This window comes from Kriegella aquimaris (assembly GCF_900103215.1).
GTDB lineage: Bacteria > Bacteroidota > Bacteroidia > Flavobacteriales > Flavobacteriaceae > Kriegella > Kriegella aquimaris.
The window spans coordinates 109,487-128,485 of record NZ_FNGV01000005.1; the positions used below are offsets into that span (position 1 = coordinate 109,487).

Consider the following 18,999-nt stretch of genomic DNA (forward strand, 5'->3'; position numbering starts at 1 on the left):
CAGATTAAAATCAATAACCCACTTTTTTCCGAACTCGCTCCAGTACCCCATTGGCTACTTTTTGAGCTTTTTCTGCACCTAAGGCCAAGGCACTGTCTATTTCATCTAAATGATTCATATAATAATCATACTTTTCACGAGCCTCGCCAAACTGTTCGACGATAAGTTCATAGAGCGCCTGTTTCGCATGGCCATAGCCATAATTTCCGTTTTGATAATTCGAACGCATTTCAGCAATCTGTTCCGCTGAGGCCAAAATTTTGTAAAGAGCGAATACATTATCGGTATCAGGGTCTTTGGGGTCTTCCATGGGCGTGCTGTCGGTTTGTATGCCCATAATCTGTTTGCGTAATTTTTTATCGGTTTGAAAAAGACTAATGAGGTTTCCCATACTCTTGCTCATCTTTTGGCCATCGGTGCCCGGTATGTACATTGTTTCTTCTTGAACTTTGGCTTCGGGCAGTATAAATGTTTCACCCATTTGCGCATGAAAACGCGAGGCAACGTCGCGGGTTATTTCCAAATGTTGTAATTGGTCCTTACCTACTGGAACGATATTGGCATCGTATAGCAAAATATCGGCTGCCATCAACATCGGGTAATTGAAGAGTCCTGCATTTACATCTTCCAAACGGCCTGCTTTATCTTTAAATGAATGAGCAAGAGTCAATCGCTGATAAGGGAAAAAGCAACTAAGGTACCAAGCGAGTTCGGTCGTTTGAGGCACGTCGCTCTGACGATAAAAAACGGTTTTTTCTATGTCAAGACCAAAGGCAAGCCAAGTAGCCGCAATGGCGTAGGTGTTATTGCGTAAAGTGCTTCCATCTTTTATCTGGGTCAACGAATGCATATCTGCAATAAAAAGAAAAGATTCGTTTTCTGGGTCTTGCGCCATTTTAATTGCGGGCATTATCGCACCTAAAATGTTACCCAAATGTGGTGTGCCCGTACTTTGTATGCCTGTTAATATTCGTGCCATGAGTTCTTTTTCAATAAGGAGCAAAGGTAAAAGAAATCACAATTATATTGCTACTTTTGACCTTATGCTTTCCACCTTAAAAAAAACCGGCCAAGCGATTTATCGAATTTGGTTTTATATACTTGTTGCACTTCCCATTTTCGTATTTTTTCCGTTTTTACTAGTGACAACAATATCGGAAAAAACGTACCCACAGTTTTTTTGGATGGCGCGAAACCTATGGGCAATCCCGATTCTGTATGGTATGGGGTGTCCTCCTAAAGTTATTTATGAACAGCAAATCATTAGAAGAAAAAGCTATATGTTGGTTGCCAATCACACAAGCATGCTAGATATAATGCTTATGCTGAAAGTGAGCAAAAACCCTTTTGTGTTTATCGGTAAGAAAGAATTGGCAAAAATTCCATTGTTTGGGTTTTTTTATAAACGTGTCTGCATTATGGTCGACAGGGAAGATGCTAAAAGTAGAACAGGGGTATATCGAAGAGCGCAACGGCGACTAAATCAAGGGTTGAGTATTTGTATTTTCCCCGAGGGCGGAGTGCCAGATGATGAAACCGTCGTGTTGGACGACTTTAAGGATGGAGCTTTTAAAATGGCCATAGGGCATAAGATTCCCGTAGTGCCCATTACATTTTACGATAATAAAACACGTTTCTCGTTTACATTTTTTAGTGGTGGGCCTGGGACGATTCGAGCCAAAGTGCACAAGTTCTTTGAAACTGGAATGTTAGATGGGGAAGACAAAGTTATGTTACGAGAGCAGGTAAGGGAAGTTATTTTAACGGAGTTGCAGAAAAATCGATAACCATTATACCAATTTATTTCATTTGTGGTTCAAGATCGTGGTAATCTTTCTTAAGTTGACCTAGCTTCTCGGGAAAAGTAACGGCGAGATTATTTAATTCTGTAGGGTCTTCTTTCAGATTGTATAATTCCCAAGAACCGCCGTTAAGACGCACAATTTTATAATCTCCCTTTCTAAACATTCTGAACTTGTCAAGGCCAGAAATGAAATAGTCGGGCTGTTCACGCTGTTCCCCTTTAAATATGGGTAACAATGAACGGCCGTGGAGCTTAAGGCTGGCGTGTCCATCAATGGAATCTGGATACTGCGTTTGCAGAATCTCTAATAAGGTGGGTGCAATATCGACCACATGTCCGGGTTGTGCGCTTATAGTGCCGGGGTTGATTTTATTCTGCCAGTAAGCAATAAAAGGAGTGCGGCTGCCACCTTCGTGACCAGCTTGCTTGTATTGTCTAAAAGGAGTGTTCGACAGATTGGCCCAAGTGGATCGTAGGCTCCAATATGAATTGCTGGGTCCAGGTTGTACATCTTTGATTTTGTTGGTGTAAAATGGACAGGCTCCGTTATCTACCAAAAACAAGATCAAGGTATTTTCTAGTTTACCACTTTGCCGGAGTTTATCCAAAACCCTTCCTATGTTTTGATCCATTCGGTCAATGATACCAGCATACACGGCCATCTCAAGGTCAAGGGAATCTTGTTGTGCCTCAGACAGACTTTCCCATGGATAATAATCGGTATAACTCGGTATTAGTGGTCCGCGTGACGTATTCAGATTACCTTGTGCAGGACTGAGTTTTGCGTTTTCCGGAAGAATTTTCATCCGCTGCATTCGCTTAAACCGTTCCTGTCGCAATGTGTCCCATCCTTTGCGATAGGTGCCTCGATATTTGGCAATATCTTCAGGTCGAGCCTGTAATGGGTAGTGTGCGGCATGATAGGGCAAATACAAGAAGAAGGGATTCTGGTTTTCAAAAGTATCCTCCAACCATTTTAGGGCATAATCCGTAATAAAGTCGGTCTTGTACATAGGTGAACGGGTATGCTCGATTTCATTTGCAGCGAGTTCGCTGCCATTGAGATAAAAGGGCCTTTCGAATGCACCGGAAGGCGGTAGGAAATATTCCGTAGTGGCCCAAAACTGAAAAGACTTATCGAAAACATATTCGGCCTTGCAGTAGTCTGGCACCCAAGAGTCAAAATGCTCTTTGCCGCTCATAATATTGGTATATCCCGCTTGTTTGGTCAGGTGTGCCAAGTGTACGGCCCCGTTGCCTCCATTGTAAAGACCTGTGAGTAGCGATGAACGTGTCGGGTTGCATTTAGCCATATTATAGAATGTGGAAAAACGCATACCCCCATTGGCTAGAAAATCTATATTAGGGGTTTCGATTTCCCCTCCATAACATCCAATATCGGAGAAGCCGATGTCATCGGCCATGATGATTACAATATTGGGCGTTTCTGTTTCTTTAGTGGATTGCGAGAAACATGAAAATATGGAGAATAATAATATAGAAATATAGAACCTTGGACAAAGGACGAATCTCATTTTTAGGTATGTTATGGAATTTCACGCTAGGGTAAGATACAAAAAAAGGAGCGCATAAAGTTTTGGTTTTATGCCATTTCAAGGATTAAAAAAAGAAAGAAAAAGAGTTAATAGCAAAATACCGGATGGTTTATTATGCCGATAGTCTTCGTCTTGTATTGCGCAAGTTCTGTACAATACATCTATTATTATTAGAGTATATCACACTAAAATTTAAAGTTGAGCCCGCTGTAGATACCTAAAGAAAAGGGTTGAAAATCACCTGCCGTATTCGAAAAGGTGTTCAATTGATATTTGAAAACCGGTTCTACGTTCAACCTTATTTTAGGGGTTACTTTATAATTTAGTCCGAAACCGACATTGGTGCTGAAATTGACAGTGTTGAGATTATTGGCCTCCCCTACTTCGGTAGTTAATTCACCCGAGGTCAAAGCTACAGAGTTATCAATTAAAAACAGTGAACTTATTCCGCCCACCAAGTCAATGCCGAACTTATTATCGATCAGCGCATAATTTAACTCCATAGGAATTTCCAAATAACCAAATTGTTGCGCCATAACACCGTCGCGGGCAATTTCAACGAAAGCATCTTTTTGAACCAAACCGTTACTCGACTTCTCGACACTTTCAACTACCAAATTCTCGGAAGTTTGGATATAGTTGATATTAGTAATCTCTCCATTCGTAGAACTTGCCAAGGAGGATGAAAATTCAATATCATTGGTATTATAGCCATAATCAACCTTATTTACTCCTGAACGAAGACTTAATTTTTTACTTATTTGGTAAGAAACCGAAAGTCCGTAACTCATATTGATATTACCTGATTTTGAATTAGGCGCAAAACTGGAATGTATTGGAGAACCATCACCAAATGAATTAAAATAAACCGGGGCTACATTGGCACCAACGGCCCATTTCCCGTCTTTATTTTCGACTATTTTTTCTTCTTCTGATGCTTCAATCTCATCAAATATTGATTTCTTTTTCTTTAGTTCTTCCTCAATCTCGGAATTTTCTTCTTCGATTTGCGCTATGGCCTGACGATTCAAGTTAGCGGTGCTTGGGTCAATATTTTCCGAAGTAGGCCTTGTAGTGTCTTTTTCAATAGTTAGGGTTCTTGAGGCATTCTCTTCTTCCTCATTATTCACAGCTACTAAATTTCCCTTTTGGTTTGAAATAGCAATATTCTTGTTTTTCCCTTTCTTAACAAACCCTTCTTTTTCTTCGCTGGCCAGGGTTGGCTCATTGTTTTGAACAATCTCTGCTTCTTGATTCCCTAAGTCTTGTGGTGTGGTTTTTAGCTTTTCTTTTCCCGTTTTGGAAGTCACGACAGTATTTTTGTCAACTTTCCTTTCAAGCAAAGAATTGTCCTCTGGGGTGTCGAAATCATTTTTCTGGCTTTCTTTAGCCACATCAACAACTTCATTTTCTGTTGAATCGGTATTCCCCAAAATATGTTGGCGTTCTTGCGAATCTTCTTTCTCTACGGGTTTTTCAACGTTCGTTATGGTAGCAGGATTTTCCTTGTCCGAAGTACTTTCAAACGGGTTTAATATGAATATAAAAAAACCTAAAACGGCAGCAGCACCAGAGAGTTTCCACCACAATGGGACGATTTTTTTCGATTTTTTCTTTTTATCCAATGACGCCGTTATCTGTTGCCAGACTTTTTCGTCAGGAACCTCTGAAAAGTTTTTGAACTTTTCTTGGAACAACTTGTCTAAGTTCTTTTTGCCCATCCTAATATTACTTTGTGTTTTGTATGAGTACCCAAAAAAGGGTCACATCATACTTCCAAATGCAATAATCAGTACGCCGATTATTGACCTGTTGATTTCGGTTTCGATTTTTTCTTTTAAAATACTTCTTGCGCGAGCAAGATTTGATTTTGATGTTCCGGGCGATGTGCCCAAAAGTTCGCTTATTTCTTTGTGCGAGTATCCGTCAAGCACATAGAGGTTAAAGGTTGTTCTATACTTGTTTGGAAGACTTTGAATATGGTTTAAAAGAGTCTCTAAGCTCACATCGACATAACCTGATTCTACATATGTTTCTTCCTCTGTGTTTTCGGAGACGAGACTGAGGTGTTCTTCCTTTCTATACTTTTGTAATACCGTGTTTACGGTTATACGTTTCATCCAACCTTCAAAAGACCCTTTTGATTTGTACTGTTCGATTTTTTCGAAAATGGTAATAAAGCTATCGTGAAGGTTGTCTTCAGCCTCCGTTTTATTGCGCGAATATTTAAGGCAAATACCGAACAGTATATCGGCGTATTTTCGATATAACTGTTCTTGTGCCTTTCTGTCGCCTTTTCTGCAACTCTGTATTAGCTCGTCCAGACTCAAACTATGGGTTAGCTATTAATATTGGTTTAATTTACCGGTATTTCAACTTCGATGTACTGGGGTTCTCCATTTTCGTCTTCCCCAGAATAAAACCGAAAAAGATAGGTGTCGTTATATAATACTTCAAATCTAAAAGAATCTTCTACTTCTTGGTTCAGTGCAATACAATCTTTATTGTCAAGTATGGCACCGATGGCTACGATGTTACGGGTAGTCAAATCGCCCCTAGTTACATCGAACCCTTCGATCAATGTACAATCGTCTGGTCGTAAAAGCTTTACTTTAATATTATACACTTCATTTAGGTCGAATGATTCGGGAAGCTCTACATTGGTAATCTGCAATGGTTCATAATGGAAATTCGCTCCGTCATCGTCTAAACTACATGCGCCCAAGGTGAGAAAAAGCACAATGGCACAGAAAATCAAATTTAACCTTTTCATATTACAATTAGTTTATTTCTAAGATGTAATTACTGTGAAAAGGTTGCGTTTATGCCGGGCGGAGATATAAAAAAAGCCTCAATTTGATTGAGGCTTTTTTTTAATTATAAAATGACCAAAATCGGCACAATTTCTAATGTTTTACCGACTTTGCTATTGTCAACAATATTTATTTTATAGCGGCGATTGCCTCCCGAATTTTTCCGTCCAATTCTTCAAAGAGTTCGGGATTATCATTGAGAAGTGCTTTTACTGCATCTCTTCCTTGTCCGAGCTTGGTGTCTCCATAACTGAACCATGAACCACTTTTTTTGATAATTTCATACTGTACGCCCAGATCAATAATTTCACCGACTTTTGAAATTCCTTCACCATACATGATATCGAATTCGGTAGTTCTGAATGGAGGAGCTACTTTGTTCTTCACAACCTTAACGCGGGTCTTGTTCCCTTGAACGGCACCATCTGTGTCTTTAATTTGTGTAGACCTTCTAATGTCAAGTCGAACGGAAGCATAGAATTTAAGAGCGTTACCGCCTGTTGTGGTTTCAGGATTACCGAACATCACCCCAATTTTTTCACGCAGTTGGTTAATGAAGATAACGGTACAATTGGTTTTGCTAATGGAGCCGGTTAATTTTCGCAGGGCCTGTGACATTAACCGAGCATGAAGGCCCATTTTTGAATCCCCCATTTCACCTTCGATTTCACTTTTTGGTGTAAGGGCTGCAACAGAATCGATAACAACGATATCAATAGCGCCCGAACGAATCAGGTTATCAGTAATCTCTAACGCCTGTTCACCATTATCTGGTTGTGAAATAATCAAATTATCGATGTCAACACCTAATTTCTGTGCATAAAAACGATCAAAAGCATGTTCAGCATCAATAAAGGCAGCAATGCCACCATTTTTTTGCGCCTCGGCCATGGCATGAAGTGTTAGTGTAGTCTTACCAGAAGATTCAGGACCATATATTTCAATAACTCTACCTCGCGGATATCCACCTACTCCGAGGGCAATGTCCAGACCTAAAGAGCCCGATGGAATCACCTCTACGTCTTGCACGATACTATCACCCATTTTCATTACTGCACCTTTGCCATAGGTCTTATCCAGCTTGTCAAGGGTCAATTTTAAGGCCTTTAATTTTGCGTCTTTTTCGGAACTCATTATTTGAATTTTAGGGAAGCTAAATTACTATTTCTTTTGGCATAAAACCACTTATATCCCTTATTTTCTAAAATATCGAATAGATTTTAAGAATCGACTATTATAATCTTGCTGCAAGAGATAATGGGGTTTAAGTGAACGAAAACTTTACCTTGTGAATGCTATTGCTCCAACTCTTTTGGAGGTCGAATTATTTTTTTTGAGGAGAAAATTTTTTGTCGGACGCAACCTTTCTGTCTTAAATGCATCTAATTTAAAAATAGCATATACTAACTCAATTTTATATGTATGCCATCGCTTTAAAATGCGATGGATTTTATGGCCTTTTCCTTTTGCATCTTTGAAGAATGCTATGAAAAAGAAAAAAATGGACTGGCCAATGAAGAGTCTCGATTACATCGGGACTCTTTTTTTTAGTATTTCCCATTCAGAATATTTTAAAGGGTGGTCTGAGCCGCCGTTGGTTTTGTGAGCACAATGCACCCGAAGCTTTTGTGAACATTTATTATATTTGCACTTTAGTCATTCTTTAACTTAAACGATTCGTATAGCATGCAACTGTACAATACCTTAAGTGCAAAAGAAAGGGAGACGCTTATTGAAGAAGCAGGGCAAGAGCGCCTGACCATCTCTTTCTACAAATATGCACATATCGGCAACCCCGTAATTTTTAGAAACCATTTGTTTATCCATTGGAACGAACTTGACGTTCTGGGCAGAATTTATGTGGCTAATGAGGGAATAAATGCTCAGCTTTCCGTGCCTGCTCTAAATTTTGAGAATTTCAAAGAGCATCTTGATAGTATTTACTTTTTAGAAAACGTACGCCTTAATATTGCCATCGAGCAAAATAATAAGTCGTTTTTAAAGCTTAAAGTGAAAGTGCGCAGAAAAATAGTAGCAGATGGGCTTAATGACAATACGTTTGACGTTACGAACAAAGGCATTCATGTTGGTGCCGAACAATTTAACGAACTTATTGAGGATCCCGATACGATTTTAGTCGATATGCGTAATCATTACGAGAGTGAAATAGGGCATTTTAAAAATGCCATTACTCCTGATGTAGATACCTTCCGCGATTCGTTAGATCTTATCGAAAACGATTTGGCGAATCACAAAGAAGATAAAAAGCTTGTGATGTACTGTACTGGGGGCATTCGTTGCGAAAAGGCCAGCGCTTATTATAAGCATAAAGGTTTTAAGCAAGTGTACCAATTGGAAGGTGGTATAATAGATTATGCCCGACAGGTAGAGAACAAAAAACTTGAGAACAAATTCAAGGGCAAGAATTTTGTTTTCGATCACCGGCGTGGTGAGCGCATTTCCGATGATGTTGTTGCCCACTGCCATCAATGTGGCGACCCATGTGATACCCATGTGAATTGTGCCAATAAGGCATGCCACCTTTTATTTATTCAATGCGAAGATTGTGCCGAAAAAATGGATGATTGCTGTTCGCTAGACTGCAAGGAAATACATGCATTGCCTTACGAAGAGCAAAAAAAACTTAGAAAAGGGAAAGAAGTGAGCAATAAAATTTTTAAAAAAGGCCGATCTGCAGTATTGAAGTATAAGAAATGAAAAATGGTTAACGGGGTATAAGCTAGTTAACAGATAGATTGATATTTTTTGAATGTCTTTAAGACTTCTTGGCCAAAAAGACAAGGGGCAATGAGAAATGGTGAACAAGCCACCTCATTCAAAACTACTTTCTTTCCTATACAAAAAACACTACCTTTACTTTTAAGAATAGTATGAACCTTTTTTGACAAGAACGTTTGGTTTTTGTTGAATCAAGATATAAAATATGGGTTGTAGCAGTTGTTCAACCGACAAGGATGGACAACCGCGCGGGTGCAAGAACAATGGGACTTGCGGTACTGACGGTTGTAATAAATTAACGGTTTTTGATTGGCTTTCAAATATGTCGCCTCCAAATGGGGAAATGCAGTTTGATTGTGTAGAGGTGCGTTTTAAAAATAGTAGAAAGGAATTTTTCCGGAATAGTGAAAACCTTTCCCTTTCCATTGGAGACATTGTTGCCACACAGGCACAATCAGGTCATGACATTGGTATGGTGACCTTAGTGGGCGAACTGGTCAAAGTACAGATGAAAAGGAAAAAGGTCGACTTCAAAGATGATGCTCTTCCGAAAGTGTATCGAAAGGCATCACAAAGCGATATCGATAAATGGCAAAAATGTAGAAATCGCGAAGAAGAAATTAAAAAGCGGGCACGGGAAATAGCCATTATCCTAAAACTGAAAATGAAAATTTCAGATGTGGAATTTCAAGGTGACGGTTCTAAGGCTACGTTCTATTATACGGCTGAGGAGCGTGTCGATTTTCGACAACTGATCAAAGACATGGCCAAGGCTTTCGGTATACGAATCGAAATGCGCCAAATAGGTTATCGTCAAGAAGCCCAACGTTTGGGAGGCATTGGGTCTTGTGGTCGTGAGCTTTGCTGCTCTACTTGGTTGACAGACTTCAGATCGGTGAGTACTTCGGCTGCACGATATCAACAGCTCTCCCTTAATCCACAAAAACTCGCCGGGCAATGTGGTAAGCTCAAGTGCTGTTTGAATTATGAACTGGACATGTATCTCGATGCCTTAAAAGATTTTCCATCATCGGATACTAGGCTTCACACTGAAAAGGGAATGGCATTCTGTCAAAAAACCGATATTTTCAAAGCTACACTATGGTTCTCCTACAAAGAAGATCCTGCAAATTGGCATGCCCTTTCGAAAGAGCAGGTAAAGGAGATCTTAGAGAAGAACAAAAAGAAAGAAAAGGTAGCAAGCCTTGAAGAATATGCGATTGAGAATACGGTCGAAGAAAAAGTGGTATTTGAAAATGTCGTCGGGCAAGATAGTCTTACGCGATTTGATAGACCAAAAGGCAGAAATAATAGAAATAAGAACAAGAAGAGAAGGAACAATAGAAAAAGACGTCCAAAAAATGCCTAAAAACTTGTTTGTCTTAGTCGTCCTTATATGCTGTATTTCTTGTAATGATGCATTATTGGTTTCAGAATACAAAGCCACAGATAAAGGACAGTGGAACAAAGACCACACGATTGAATTTACGTTTTCGGAAGTTGATACAATTCAGCGTCATGATATGTTTATTAACGTTCGAAATGACGCAACTTTTCCTTACAGCAATCTTTTTTTAATAGCTGAACTCAATTTTCCTAGTGGAGAAACCGTTAAGGATACATTAGAGTATGAAATGGCCCTACCAGATGGTACATGGCTGGGTACAGGTCACGGAAGTATTAAAGAAAACAAACTTTGGTATAAAGAAAACATCGTTTTTCCGTCTTCTGGCGTATATACATTGAGTGTTTCACATGCAATGCGAAAAAATGGCAGTGTTGATGGCATAGCCAATTTGCCAGGTATAACTGATGTAGGTTTTGAAATTGTAAAAAGTAATGAGTAAAAATATGGCAGGGGCCAATAAGAAAAAAGCGGACCAAAGTTTTTGGAAATTCATTAAATGGTTCTGGATATTGTTCGTCACAGGTATTTTCGCTGTGGCCGCACTATTTTTATTGGCGTCTTGGGGCGCCTTTGGTGAATTGCCCACTTTTGAGTCTTTGGAAAACCCACAGACCAATCTGGCATCGCAGATTATTTCTTCTGATGGAGAGTTATTGGGAAAGTTTTATTTGGATGATAACCGTACTGATGTTTCCTACGAGGATTTACCTCAGAATTTAGTAGATGCTTTGATTGCCAGTGAAGATGTTCGTTTTCGGGAACACTCGGGTATCGATTGGTATGGAACATTACGGGCACTTTTCTTTTTAGGCAAACGTGGAGGAGCGAGCACCATTTCACAGCAGTTGGCCCGCCAATTATTTGTCGGTGTTCGTTCAAGAAACAAATTCGAGACTATAAAGCAAAAAGCGATGGAATGGGTCATCGCAACGCGTTTGGAGCGGAGCTATACCAAAGAAGAGATTATGAAGATGTACTTAAACATCTATGATTTTGGTAACAACGCCGATGGTATTCGTTCGGCCTCTAGAATTTATTTCGGAAAAGAACCTAAAGACTTAAAAATCGAGGAATCGGCCATGTTGGTAGGGATGTTACAGAATTCCTCCTATTATAACCCTTTACGACGCGAAGAAATTACTTGGAAAAAAAGGAATCTAGTATTGAGCCAATTGGCAAAATATGAATTTATCAATGATTCGGAGAAAGATTCATTGCAAGCGATGGAGATTAACTTGAATTATAATCCTGAATCTCACCGCGATGGTATTGCCACTTACTTTAGAATGTACCTTCAAGGCTTTATGAATAGTTGGATTAAGAAAAATCCCAAACCTGCACTTAAAGGGCAACGGGATAAATGGAATCTTTATTTAGATGGTCTGCGTATATACACAACCATAGATTCGCGCATGCAACAAAACGCCGAAGATGCGGTCGGTGAACATATGAAAAGATTACAGGCCGAGTTTTTTCATCAGAATACACCTGACCGCAATGCCACAGCTCCTTTTTTAGATTTAGACAAAAGCGAAATCAATCGTATTATGGAGCGAGCTATGAAAAATTCCCCTCGCTGGCGTGGAATGAAGGCAAACGGAAAGTCTGAAAAAGAAATTCGCGAATCGTTTACCAAGAAAGTCGACATGACCGTTTTCGACTGGAATAGTGAAACACGTGAGAAAGATACGATAATGACCCCGATGGACTCCATTAGGTACTACAAGACTTTTTTAAGAACAGCGATGATGTCTATGGAACCCCAGACAGGCCATGTAAAGGCCTGGGTCGGTGGAGTAGATTACAAACATTTTCAATATGATGGTGTTTATCAGGGGTCTCACCAACCGGGTTCGACATTTAAACCTTTCGTATACGCAGCGGCCATTGATCAGCTACGCCTATCACCCTGTGATTCCTTGCCTGACATGCTATATTGCATAGAAGCGGGAAAACACGGCAATCCTGAAAAATGGTGTCCGAAGAATGCCGATGGTAAATATTCGGGAAAAATGTATACGTTAAAAAAGGCGCTCGCTAATTCAGTAAATACAGTTACGGCCCAATTAATCGATAGAGTGGGGCCCAAATCAGTGGTCTCTATTGTAAAAAACTTAGGATTTACCAGAGAAATTCCAGAAGTACCTTCCATCGCCTTAGGAACACCTGACGTAAACCTCTACGAGATGGTTGGGGCCTATGGTGCTTTTGTAAATCAAGGTGTTTACGTCAAGCCGATAATGGTAACACGAATTGAAGATAAAAATGGTACCGTGCTTTACGAATATGTTCCTGAAACAAAGGATGTATTAAGTAAAGATGTAGCTTATGCGATGTTGAATCTTATGGAAGGGGTAACCGAGGGAGGTTCTGGAACAAGATTACGTCATAGCTACCAAAAGAATGCTACGGAGTATAAAGAGATTATAACGGGTTATCCGTATGGATTCACTAATCCTATTGCAGGAAAAACGGGCACAACACAGAACCAAAGTGATGGATGGTTTATGGGAATGGTTCCAAATCTGGTTACTGGTGTGTGGGTTGGTGGAGAAGATCGAGCAATACACTTTTCGAGTCTGAGATATGGTCAAGGCGCCTCCATGGCCTTACCCATTTGGGGTCTTTATATGAAGAAAAATTACACAGAAAAGGACCTCGGAATATCGGATGGAGAATTTCCGAAACCGGAAAACCTATCTATAAATGTCGACTGTTCAAAGACTGGTAACGATACTAATGAGGAAGTTGATCCAGGTGATGATTTGGACGATTTGGATTTTTAGAGACAATTCAGTCTGGTATTTCCTATTTAAAGTCTTTCGGTTTAGGAACACCTACTTCTAGCAGATTCATTACGTCTTAATTAGTCTTCGTAATGGCTGGCACAGGTTCTGAACCTTTGCTAAATTATCTTGGAATTGTTTATGTATTTCCAATCGCTAATTGCTTTCCCAATATTTCTGATTTTTGCTTCACGGGTTGTAAAAAAAGTGGTATTTTAAAGACATGCAAGATGCGTTTGTAATTAATAAAATTAAGCGAAATGATTCGTAAAACGGTTTCCGGTGTAGAAGACGCCATGGTTGACGTTCAAGATGGAATGACTTTCATGTTGGGCGGTTTTGGTCTCTGTGGCATTCCTGAGAACATGATAGCTCAATTGGTGCGTATAGGCGTAAAAAACCTGACCTGTATATCAAATAATGCAGGAGTCGATGATTTTGGATTGGGACTTTTGCTGAAAAAGCACCAGATAAAGAAAATGATTTCATCTTATGTGGGCGAAAATGAAGAGTTCGAGCGTCAGATGTTAAGCGGGGAACTTGATGTTGAATTAACGCCGCAAGGAACCCTAGCTGAAAAATGTCGGGCGGCCCAAGCAGGATTTCCGGCCTTTTACACTCCGGCTGGCTATGGTACGGAAGTGGCCATAGGCAAAGAAACCCGTGAATTCAATGGTAAAATGTACGTGCTCGAAGATGCTTTTAGAGCTGATTTCGCGTTTGTAAAAGCCTGGAAAGGTGATGAGGCAGGAAATTTAATATTTAAGGGTACAGCGCGAAATTTTAATTCGTGCATGTGTGGTGCTGCAAAGATTACTGTTGCAGAAGTAGAAGAATTGGTGCCTGCAGGGGAATTGGATCCTAATCAAATTCATGTCCCGGGTATTTTTGTTCAGCGAATTTTTCAAGGGAAGAACTATGAAAAGCGTATAGAGCAGCGCACGGTGCGTAAACGAAACTGATATTAATGACCATGTTGGATAAGAACGGAATCGCAAAACGAATAGCACAAGAAGTTAAAGACGGATATTATGTCAATTTGGGTATAGGGATTCCCACCTTAGTGGCCAATTTTGTCCGTGATGACATTGAGATAGAATTTCAAAGCGAAAATGGTGTGCTGGGCATGGGCCCATTTCCTTTTGAAGGAGAGGAAGATGCCGATATCATTAACGCGGGTAAACAAACTATTACGACGCTGCCAGGAGCCTCCTTCTTTGATTCGGCGACCAGTTTCGGAATGATTAGAGGGCAACATGTTGATTTAACTATTTTGGGTGCCATGGAAGTAGCCCAAAATGGAGATATTGCTAATTGGAAAATACCTGGAAAAATGGTGAAGGGTATGGGGGGCGCTATGGATTTGGTGGCATCTGCTGAAAATATTATTGTCGCCATGTTACATACCAACAGGGCGGGCGACTCCAAACTTCTGAAAGAATGCACATTGCCTTTGACGGGCGTAGGCTGCGTAAAAAAAATAGTGACTAATTTGGCCGTTTTAGAGGTGACCCCGCGAGGCTTTAAATTGCTTGAGCGAGCACCCGGGGTTTCCGTAGCCGACATAGTGAATGCAACCGAGGGAGCTTTACTTTTTGATGGAGATGTGCCGGAAATGAAACTATAACAGGTAATCGGAACTTTTTATCGGGACTATCTCATAAATAGATTGTGTAATCATGCGAATATGAAAAATTGGTCGGCGTTTTTAGTTCTATGGTTTGTAGTACCATTTTACGCTCAAACTTCTGAACAAACCATTTCAGGGATGGTGACCGATGTATGGGAAACTCCCATTCCAAATGTAAATATTCTTCTCAAAGGCACCGACCGTGGAACTCAAACAGATGAAAGCGGATGGTTTTCGTTATATACACTTGTCAACGAGGTTTTGGTGTTCTCTTCCCTGGGATATGGAAGTGTTGAAATTGACGTGCCGGAAACGGGAGAAGAACTAAAAATTGTCTTATCCCCAAAGGCAACTGAATTGGATGAAGTGACCTTAAAGAAAAGGAAACTCAAAAAGCAAAAAGATTTTTTGGCCGAATATCCCGAAAACGCAAATTTGATCAAGACCTCAAGTGGAGTTTTAGACAAGGATCGTTCTTCATCGGCGTTGCGGGTTATCAACGGTACGGATTTGGTGGCAATAGGACCTGATTTTTTATCTTCTTTGAAGAATTTTAGTCCTAATATGAGGGTTGTTAGGCCCCCTTTTGCTCCTGATGTTGAGGTATATTTGTTCAGAATCGTTTTTACTTCCATTGATGATGAACTGGACATACCACCGAAAGCTATTTTTGATGTGGACGGATTTATACAAGAGACAGCGCCAACATATCTGTCAGCAAATGATATTGACCGTGTGGCTATACTCGAGCGCAATGCGGCGATTTCCAGATATGGACCAAGGGGTACCGGAGGTGTTATTGTAGTGAACACCAAGGCCACCACCCAAATGGACCAATTTGGGGTTGACAAGCGGTATGATAATTCCGTTTTGCATGACAGCCTAAGTGAGCTGTTTATTGACCAAAGAGGCTATTCACCAAAACCTCCCGATTACATGGAAGCTTATGGGGAGGCCACTACCGTTGTAGTGGCAGAACGATTACTGGAAAGAGACAAAGAACTTTTCTTGAAAAACCCAATCTTTTTTTTGGACTTAGCCGATTATTTTAGAAAGCGCTGGAAAGATGACAAGACTTCAGATATGCTCCTTAAGGAGGTTCGTCAACGCTTTCCTGAAAATAGTGCGGTATTAAGGTCACTGGCATACAGATATGATATTTTGGGAAGGAAGAACGAAGCTTTGGATCTGTTCCTTGAGATTTTAGAGCTTGATCCGTCAGCCGCACAATCCTATTATGATTTGGCGGATGTATATGCCGAAAAAGGAAATGATAAAAAAGCCTCGGAAGTTTACGATCGCTATCTGCACCACAGGAATAATGATAGTATTGCATTTGACGAATATGGAGCTGACCTAATGATGACTCTAGAATCTCTTAACACCTTGAAGCCCCAAAAAGAAAAAATAAGTTGGGAAAAATTAGAGAAAGAAGCAGGGGTTGAAATTTCACGGACCCGAGTTCTGCTAACTTGGAGCAACCACAACATTAATATAGGGTTTCTAATGGCAAGCCCCGAATCATTGTACGATACTTGGACAAATACCGTGAAGCTAAATAGATTGCAAAACGGCGAAGCGCTTAGGGGATATGCCTGCGCCCAATTTTTTCTAGACGATGACCCAAAAGGGAAGTGGCAGTTGAATCTACAACATTATGAAGGAGCGGACCAAGAGCCCACCTATTTACACATATCGGTTTTTTTCGACTATGGGCTTCCTACACGGCACAGGGTATTGCGATTGTTCAAGTTGACCTCTGAATATGAGGGTACGGGCCTTCTCACCGTTAACACCCAATCGGGTACTGTTAGCGATTAAATACCGTGCGTCTAGAGAAGGCACGGGGAGGGACCCTTTCTATTATAACTTAAAATAAGAGTATGATTTTTGTAATAGTAGATCATCTCTCTTTATACATGAAGTAGTTTATTGAACCATGGCAAAATTGTCAATATTTAATTTTATTTTTATTCGGTTGTTCCATTTAACCAAACCCTCCTCATCATTGCCGTGACGGGTTTCCTTATCCATTTTTTTTACTTCGGATGAGGCCCCAATATACATTTCATCATATACCGCTTTTACTTCATCAAAGGTCATATTTTCGGTAATTCGGGAAGCGCCCAATTGTCTATACACCTCATAAATGTCAAAAATAATATTATAGTAGACCAACTTATTTTTTGTACGTTCATAGCTGAATCGAGAAGAATTGATATCCAACAAAGTTCGGCTAGGCATTTTTTCAATCCCATTTTCACCTTTATAACTATCCACCACATAACAGATATTGAAATTGTCTTTGTTATTTCGGGAAGTTTTGCTTTGCAGTTGCTCAAACGGTGTATCGTAGGCTTTGCCTGATGTTATATCTTTTCCTGGGTTATTGCTCATTGCATCGTTCTCATTCTCTTTTGAAGATATATCATATATATGTCCCCATTTAAGTCGTCTCTCTTTTTGCCATGAAAGGACCGTGGGTTTTGTATATTTTAAATCATCTAACGGGATGTAATTGTTATAATTAATCAGGAACCCATTTTTTTTCATGAAATCCATCGACCTATTTTCGCTGATACTTTTGGGAAATTGGTAGTTGATCTCCCAGAAGTCGTCAGATGCCCGCAAGGCAATCATTTTGTCATAATCGTTGTTAAATGGAATCACCTCGGTAAAATAGGGATCTTTAAAAAAAGTGTCGTAATCAAAGAAATATAGAAAAGTGTGGGAATCAATGACCTCCGAAACATTTTTAGATTTGTAACCCATTCGAAAGGTAAGGTCTAGATACTGTATTTTTTCAAGGTCCATAGGATTAAAAACAATGTTCAGTAGAATCTCTGTTGGGGTCAAGACAACATCTTCATTGATTGAAGTCAATGCATTTGTTATGGGGTTTTTGGTCCAAAGTTCGATTTTTTTGACCACCAAAAGCTGAGGGTCTACCAACATTTTTCCATGAAACAATCTGCCATTGGTCTCTTTAGGGGAAAACGAAATGGATACCTCCTTCTCGCCACATGTAATGCAGTCATCAATTTGTACGTCGTATTTTCTTTCAATGGCATTATAGGTCAGATTGCCCGGATAATCGGGAAATATTTGCTTTGAGGTCTCAAAAAGTTGAAAGTCACTTAAAATTTTGGTATTGTCCAAGCTATAGAAGGGGAATGAGCTGTTTTGGCCAAACCGTCCACTTTTGACCCTGAGGTCCAAAATACCTTTTGCTAAATTCTGTTCACTGTTGTAGAAACCCTCTACTTGCTCAATCGGAATATTTCTTGTTGAGGAAATCATGGTCAAAAAGGCTTTGCTGACCGTTGTATTTTTACTATTTCGATACACTTCTATAACCCTGCCCAATAGCCTATAGGGGTAATCCTTGTCTTCGTCGGCGGTCAGCACAACTTCGTCCAAAACAGAAACATCCATTTCCATATAAAGTTTGGATTCTTTCTCAAAATAAGATACCACCGTTTTTTTTGGTTTAAACCCTAAGTATCTTATTTCTAACGAATCCGTAGAAAAAACGTTATCGACAGCGAACTTCCCATCCTCGTTTGTTATCGTATAATTGGTTTTTGTACTGTAAATCCTAATCGTACAATAAGGCAGTGGATCATTTGTTGTCTCGTCATAAATAAAGCCTTCTATTTTTGACTGCGCCAAACTTTTTGTGCAAATGATGATGATCAAAAGAAAAATGATTTTTTTCATACCGCTAACTTCTCCCTCAAATGTATTGCTACACTAAAATAACCGTTTTATTTGTGAGGTGTGATTTAATTAGAGGTTTATTGCCAAGGTTCTTCAAAAAGAATTTGTACAAATTTTTATCACGATGGTTGTACCTGACGACCTATAAAAAAGGGTCAGACTTTAGATAAAAGTCCAACCCCTGCTATTTTGAAGGTGCAAATTTAATGGGATAGTATCTATCTATTCGATATTTTTTGAAATTCGTGTTTTTACAACACAAAGAGAACTGTTCACAACATTAATTTCAAACCTTGCCCTCTTCATAGTATATTTATCGTGTAATTAATTAGAAGTCCTCCAATACCAATTGGAACCCAAATCAGACTCTTTAAAAAATACTTAACTATGGATGCCCAAATGAACCACACCTCAGCCGAAAAAGAAATTCAAGTGTACAAAAATGATTTTTTAAGTGGAATTGTAATGCTGGCAAGAAAGCTATTTATGTTATAACGGTTTTCTAACAAAATTTAAAAAAAGGAACGACATCCCCAAAGTCGT

At 39.7% G+C, this 18,999-nt stretch carries 15 protein-coding genes; 8 read left to right on the forward strand and 7 right to left on the reverse strand.

Annotation, left to right across the window (positions count from 1 at the left end):
- Nucleotides 1–10: 10 nt before the first annotated feature.
- On the reverse strand, nucleotides 11–979 hold the full coding sequence (trpS, locus tag BLS33_RS12160; RefSeq protein WP_089889203.1) for a tryptophan--tRNA ligase: 969 nt from the start codon (nucleotides 977–979) through the stop codon (nucleotides 11–13).
- Between the two features lie 64 nt (nucleotides 980–1,043).
- On the opposite strand from trpS, the gene BLS33_RS12165 reads away from it, so the two are divergent.
- A complete protein-coding gene (locus tag BLS33_RS12165; RefSeq protein ID WP_089889746.1) occupies nucleotides 1,044–1,787 on the forward strand; it encodes a lysophospholipid acyltransferase family protein in 744 nt (247 codons plus the stop codon).
- A gap of 13 nt (nucleotides 1,788–1,800) precedes the next feature.
- Here the strand turns inward: BLS33_RS12165 and BLS33_RS12170 are convergent, their stop codons facing one another.
- The 5 genes from BLS33_RS12170 to recA form a co-directional block, all read right to left on the reverse strand.
- Nucleotides 1,801–3,339 (reverse strand): arylsulfatase, encoded by a 1,539-nt coding sequence (locus tag BLS33_RS12170; protein WP_089889206.1) that lies wholly within the window; start codon nucleotides 3,337–3,339, stop codon nucleotides 1,801–1,803.
- A 206-nt stretch (nucleotides 3,340–3,545) separates the two neighbouring features.
- A complete protein-coding gene (locus tag BLS33_RS12175) occupies nucleotides 3,546–5,081 on the reverse strand; it encodes an outer membrane beta-barrel protein (protein WP_089889209.1) in 1,536 nt (511 codons plus the stop codon).
- A gap of 42 nt (nucleotides 5,082–5,123) precedes the next feature.
- Nucleotides 5,124–5,690: an RNA polymerase sigma factor gene (locus BLS33_RS12180; RefSeq protein WP_089889213.1), complete on the reverse strand. Its 567-nt coding sequence runs from the start codon at nucleotides 5,688–5,690 to the stop codon at nucleotides 5,124–5,126.
- Between the two features lie 26 nt (nucleotides 5,691–5,716).
- Nucleotides 5,717–6,133: a hypothetical protein gene (locus BLS33_RS12185; RefSeq protein WP_089889216.1), complete on the reverse strand. Its 417-nt coding sequence runs from the start codon at nucleotides 6,131–6,133 to the stop codon at nucleotides 5,717–5,719.
- Nucleotides 6,134–6,302: 169 nt separating this feature from the next.
- On the reverse strand, nucleotides 6,303–7,307 hold the full coding sequence (gene recA, locus BLS33_RS12190; RefSeq protein WP_089889219.1) for a recombinase RecA: 1,005 nt from the start codon (nucleotides 7,305–7,307) through the stop codon (nucleotides 6,303–6,305).
- A gap of 552 nt (nucleotides 7,308–7,859) precedes the next feature.
- Between recA and trhO the strand changes: the two genes are divergently transcribed.
- The 7 genes from trhO to BLS33_RS12225 all read left to right on the forward strand — a co-directional run bounded on the left by trhO (nucleotide 7,860) and on the right by BLS33_RS12225 (nucleotide 16,557).
- On the forward strand, nucleotides 7,860–8,891 hold the full coding sequence (gene trhO, locus BLS33_RS12195) for an oxygen-dependent tRNA uridine(34) hydroxylase TrhO (protein ID WP_089889222.1): 1,032 nt from the start codon (nucleotides 7,860–7,862) through the stop codon (nucleotides 8,889–8,891).
- 226 nt (nucleotides 8,892–9,117) lie between these two features.
- Nucleotides 9,118–10,281, forward strand: a complete 1,164-nt coding sequence (locus BLS33_RS12200) for a PSP1 domain-containing protein (RefSeq protein WP_089889225.1) — start codon at nucleotides 9,118–9,120, stop codon at nucleotides 10,279–10,281.
- Nucleotides 10,274–10,759, forward strand: a complete 486-nt coding sequence (locus BLS33_RS12205; protein WP_089889234.1) for a gliding motility lipoprotein GldH — start codon at nucleotides 10,274–10,276, stop codon at nucleotides 10,757–10,759. The genes BLS33_RS12200 and BLS33_RS12205 overlap by 8 nt, the downstream gene beginning before the upstream one ends.
- Before the next feature lie 4 nt (nucleotides 10,760–10,763).
- Nucleotides 10,764–13,106, forward strand: coding sequence for a penicillin-binding protein 1A (locus tag BLS33_RS12210; RefSeq protein ID WP_089889751.1), 2,343 nt, complete (start codon nucleotides 10,764–10,766; stop codon nucleotides 13,104–13,106).
- Nucleotides 13,107–13,366: 260 nt separating this feature from the next.
- Nucleotides 13,367–14,068: a CoA transferase subunit A gene (locus tag BLS33_RS12215; protein WP_089889236.1), complete on the forward strand. Its 702-nt coding sequence runs from the start codon at nucleotides 13,367–13,369 to the stop codon at nucleotides 14,066–14,068.
- A gap of 11 nt (nucleotides 14,069–14,079) precedes the next feature.
- Nucleotides 14,080–14,733 (forward strand): 3-oxoacid CoA-transferase subunit B, encoded by a 654-nt coding sequence (locus tag BLS33_RS12220; protein WP_089889239.1) that lies wholly within the window; start codon nucleotides 14,080–14,082, stop codon nucleotides 14,731–14,733.
- A 60-nt stretch (nucleotides 14,734–14,793) separates the two neighbouring features.
- On the forward strand, nucleotides 14,794–16,557 hold the full coding sequence (locus BLS33_RS12225; protein ID WP_089889244.1) for a carboxypeptidase-like regulatory domain-containing protein: 1,764 nt from the start codon (nucleotides 14,794–14,796) through the stop codon (nucleotides 16,555–16,557).
- A gap of 108 nt (nucleotides 16,558–16,665) precedes the next feature.
- Here BLS33_RS12225 and BLS33_RS12230 read toward each other — a convergent pair whose 3' ends face one another.
- The gene (locus BLS33_RS12230) at nucleotides 16,666–18,456 is read right to left on the reverse strand and encodes a carboxypeptidase-like regulatory domain-containing protein (protein WP_089889247.1); all 1,791 of its coding nucleotides are present in this window, start codon (nucleotides 18,454–18,456) and stop codon (nucleotides 16,666–16,668) included.
- Between the last annotated feature and the right edge of the window lie 543 nt (nucleotides 18,457–18,999).

Coding starts and splice junctions, on each gene's coding strand:
- BLS33_RS12215 (WP_089889236.1), top strand. CDS start 13,367: ATGATTCGTAAAACGGTTTCCGGTGTAGAAGACGCCATGGTTGACGTT.
- BLS33_RS12165 (WP_089889746.1), top strand. CDS start 1,044: ATGCTTTCCACCTTAAAAAAAACCGGCCAAGCGATTTATCGAATTTGG.
- trhO (WP_089889222.1), top strand. CDS start 7,860: ATGCAACTGTACAATACCTTAAGTGCAAAAGAAAGGGAGACGCTTATT.
- trpS (WP_089889203.1), bottom strand. CDS start 979: ATGGCACGAATATTAACAGGCATACAAAGTACGGGCACACCACATTTG.
- BLS33_RS12210 (WP_089889751.1), top strand. CDS start 10,764: ATGGCAGGGGCCAATAAGAAAAAAGCGGACCAAAGTTTTTGGAAATTC.
- BLS33_RS12230 (WP_089889247.1), bottom strand. CDS start 18,456: ATGAAAAAAATCATTTTTCTTTTGATCATCATCATTTGCACAAAAAGT.
- BLS33_RS12225 (WP_089889244.1), top strand. CDS start 14,794: ATGAAAAATTGGTCGGCGTTTTTAGTTCTATGGTTTGTAGTACCATTT.
- BLS33_RS12200 (WP_089889225.1), top strand. CDS start 9,118: ATGGGTTGTAGCAGTTGTTCAACCGACAAGGATGGACAACCGCGCGGG.
- BLS33_RS12220 (WP_089889239.1), top strand. CDS start 14,080: ATGTTGGATAAGAACGGAATCGCAAAACGAATAGCACAAGAAGTTAAA.
- BLS33_RS12175 (WP_089889209.1), bottom strand. CDS start 5,081: ATGGGCAAAAAGAACTTAGACAAGTTGTTCCAAGAAAAGTTCAAAAAC.
- BLS33_RS12185 (WP_089889216.1), bottom strand. CDS start 6,133: ATGAAAAGGTTAAATTTGATTTTCTGTGCCATTGTGCTTTTTCTCACC.
- BLS33_RS12205 (WP_089889234.1), top strand. CDS start 10,274: ATGCCTAAAAACTTGTTTGTCTTAGTCGTCCTTATATGCTGTATTTCT.
- recA (WP_089889219.1), bottom strand. CDS start 7,307: ATGAGTTCCGAAAAAGACGCAAAATTAAAGGCCTTAAAATTGACCCTT.
- BLS33_RS12170 (WP_089889206.1), bottom strand. CDS start 3,339: ATGAGATTCGTCCTTTGTCCAAGGTTCTATATTTCTATATTATTATTC.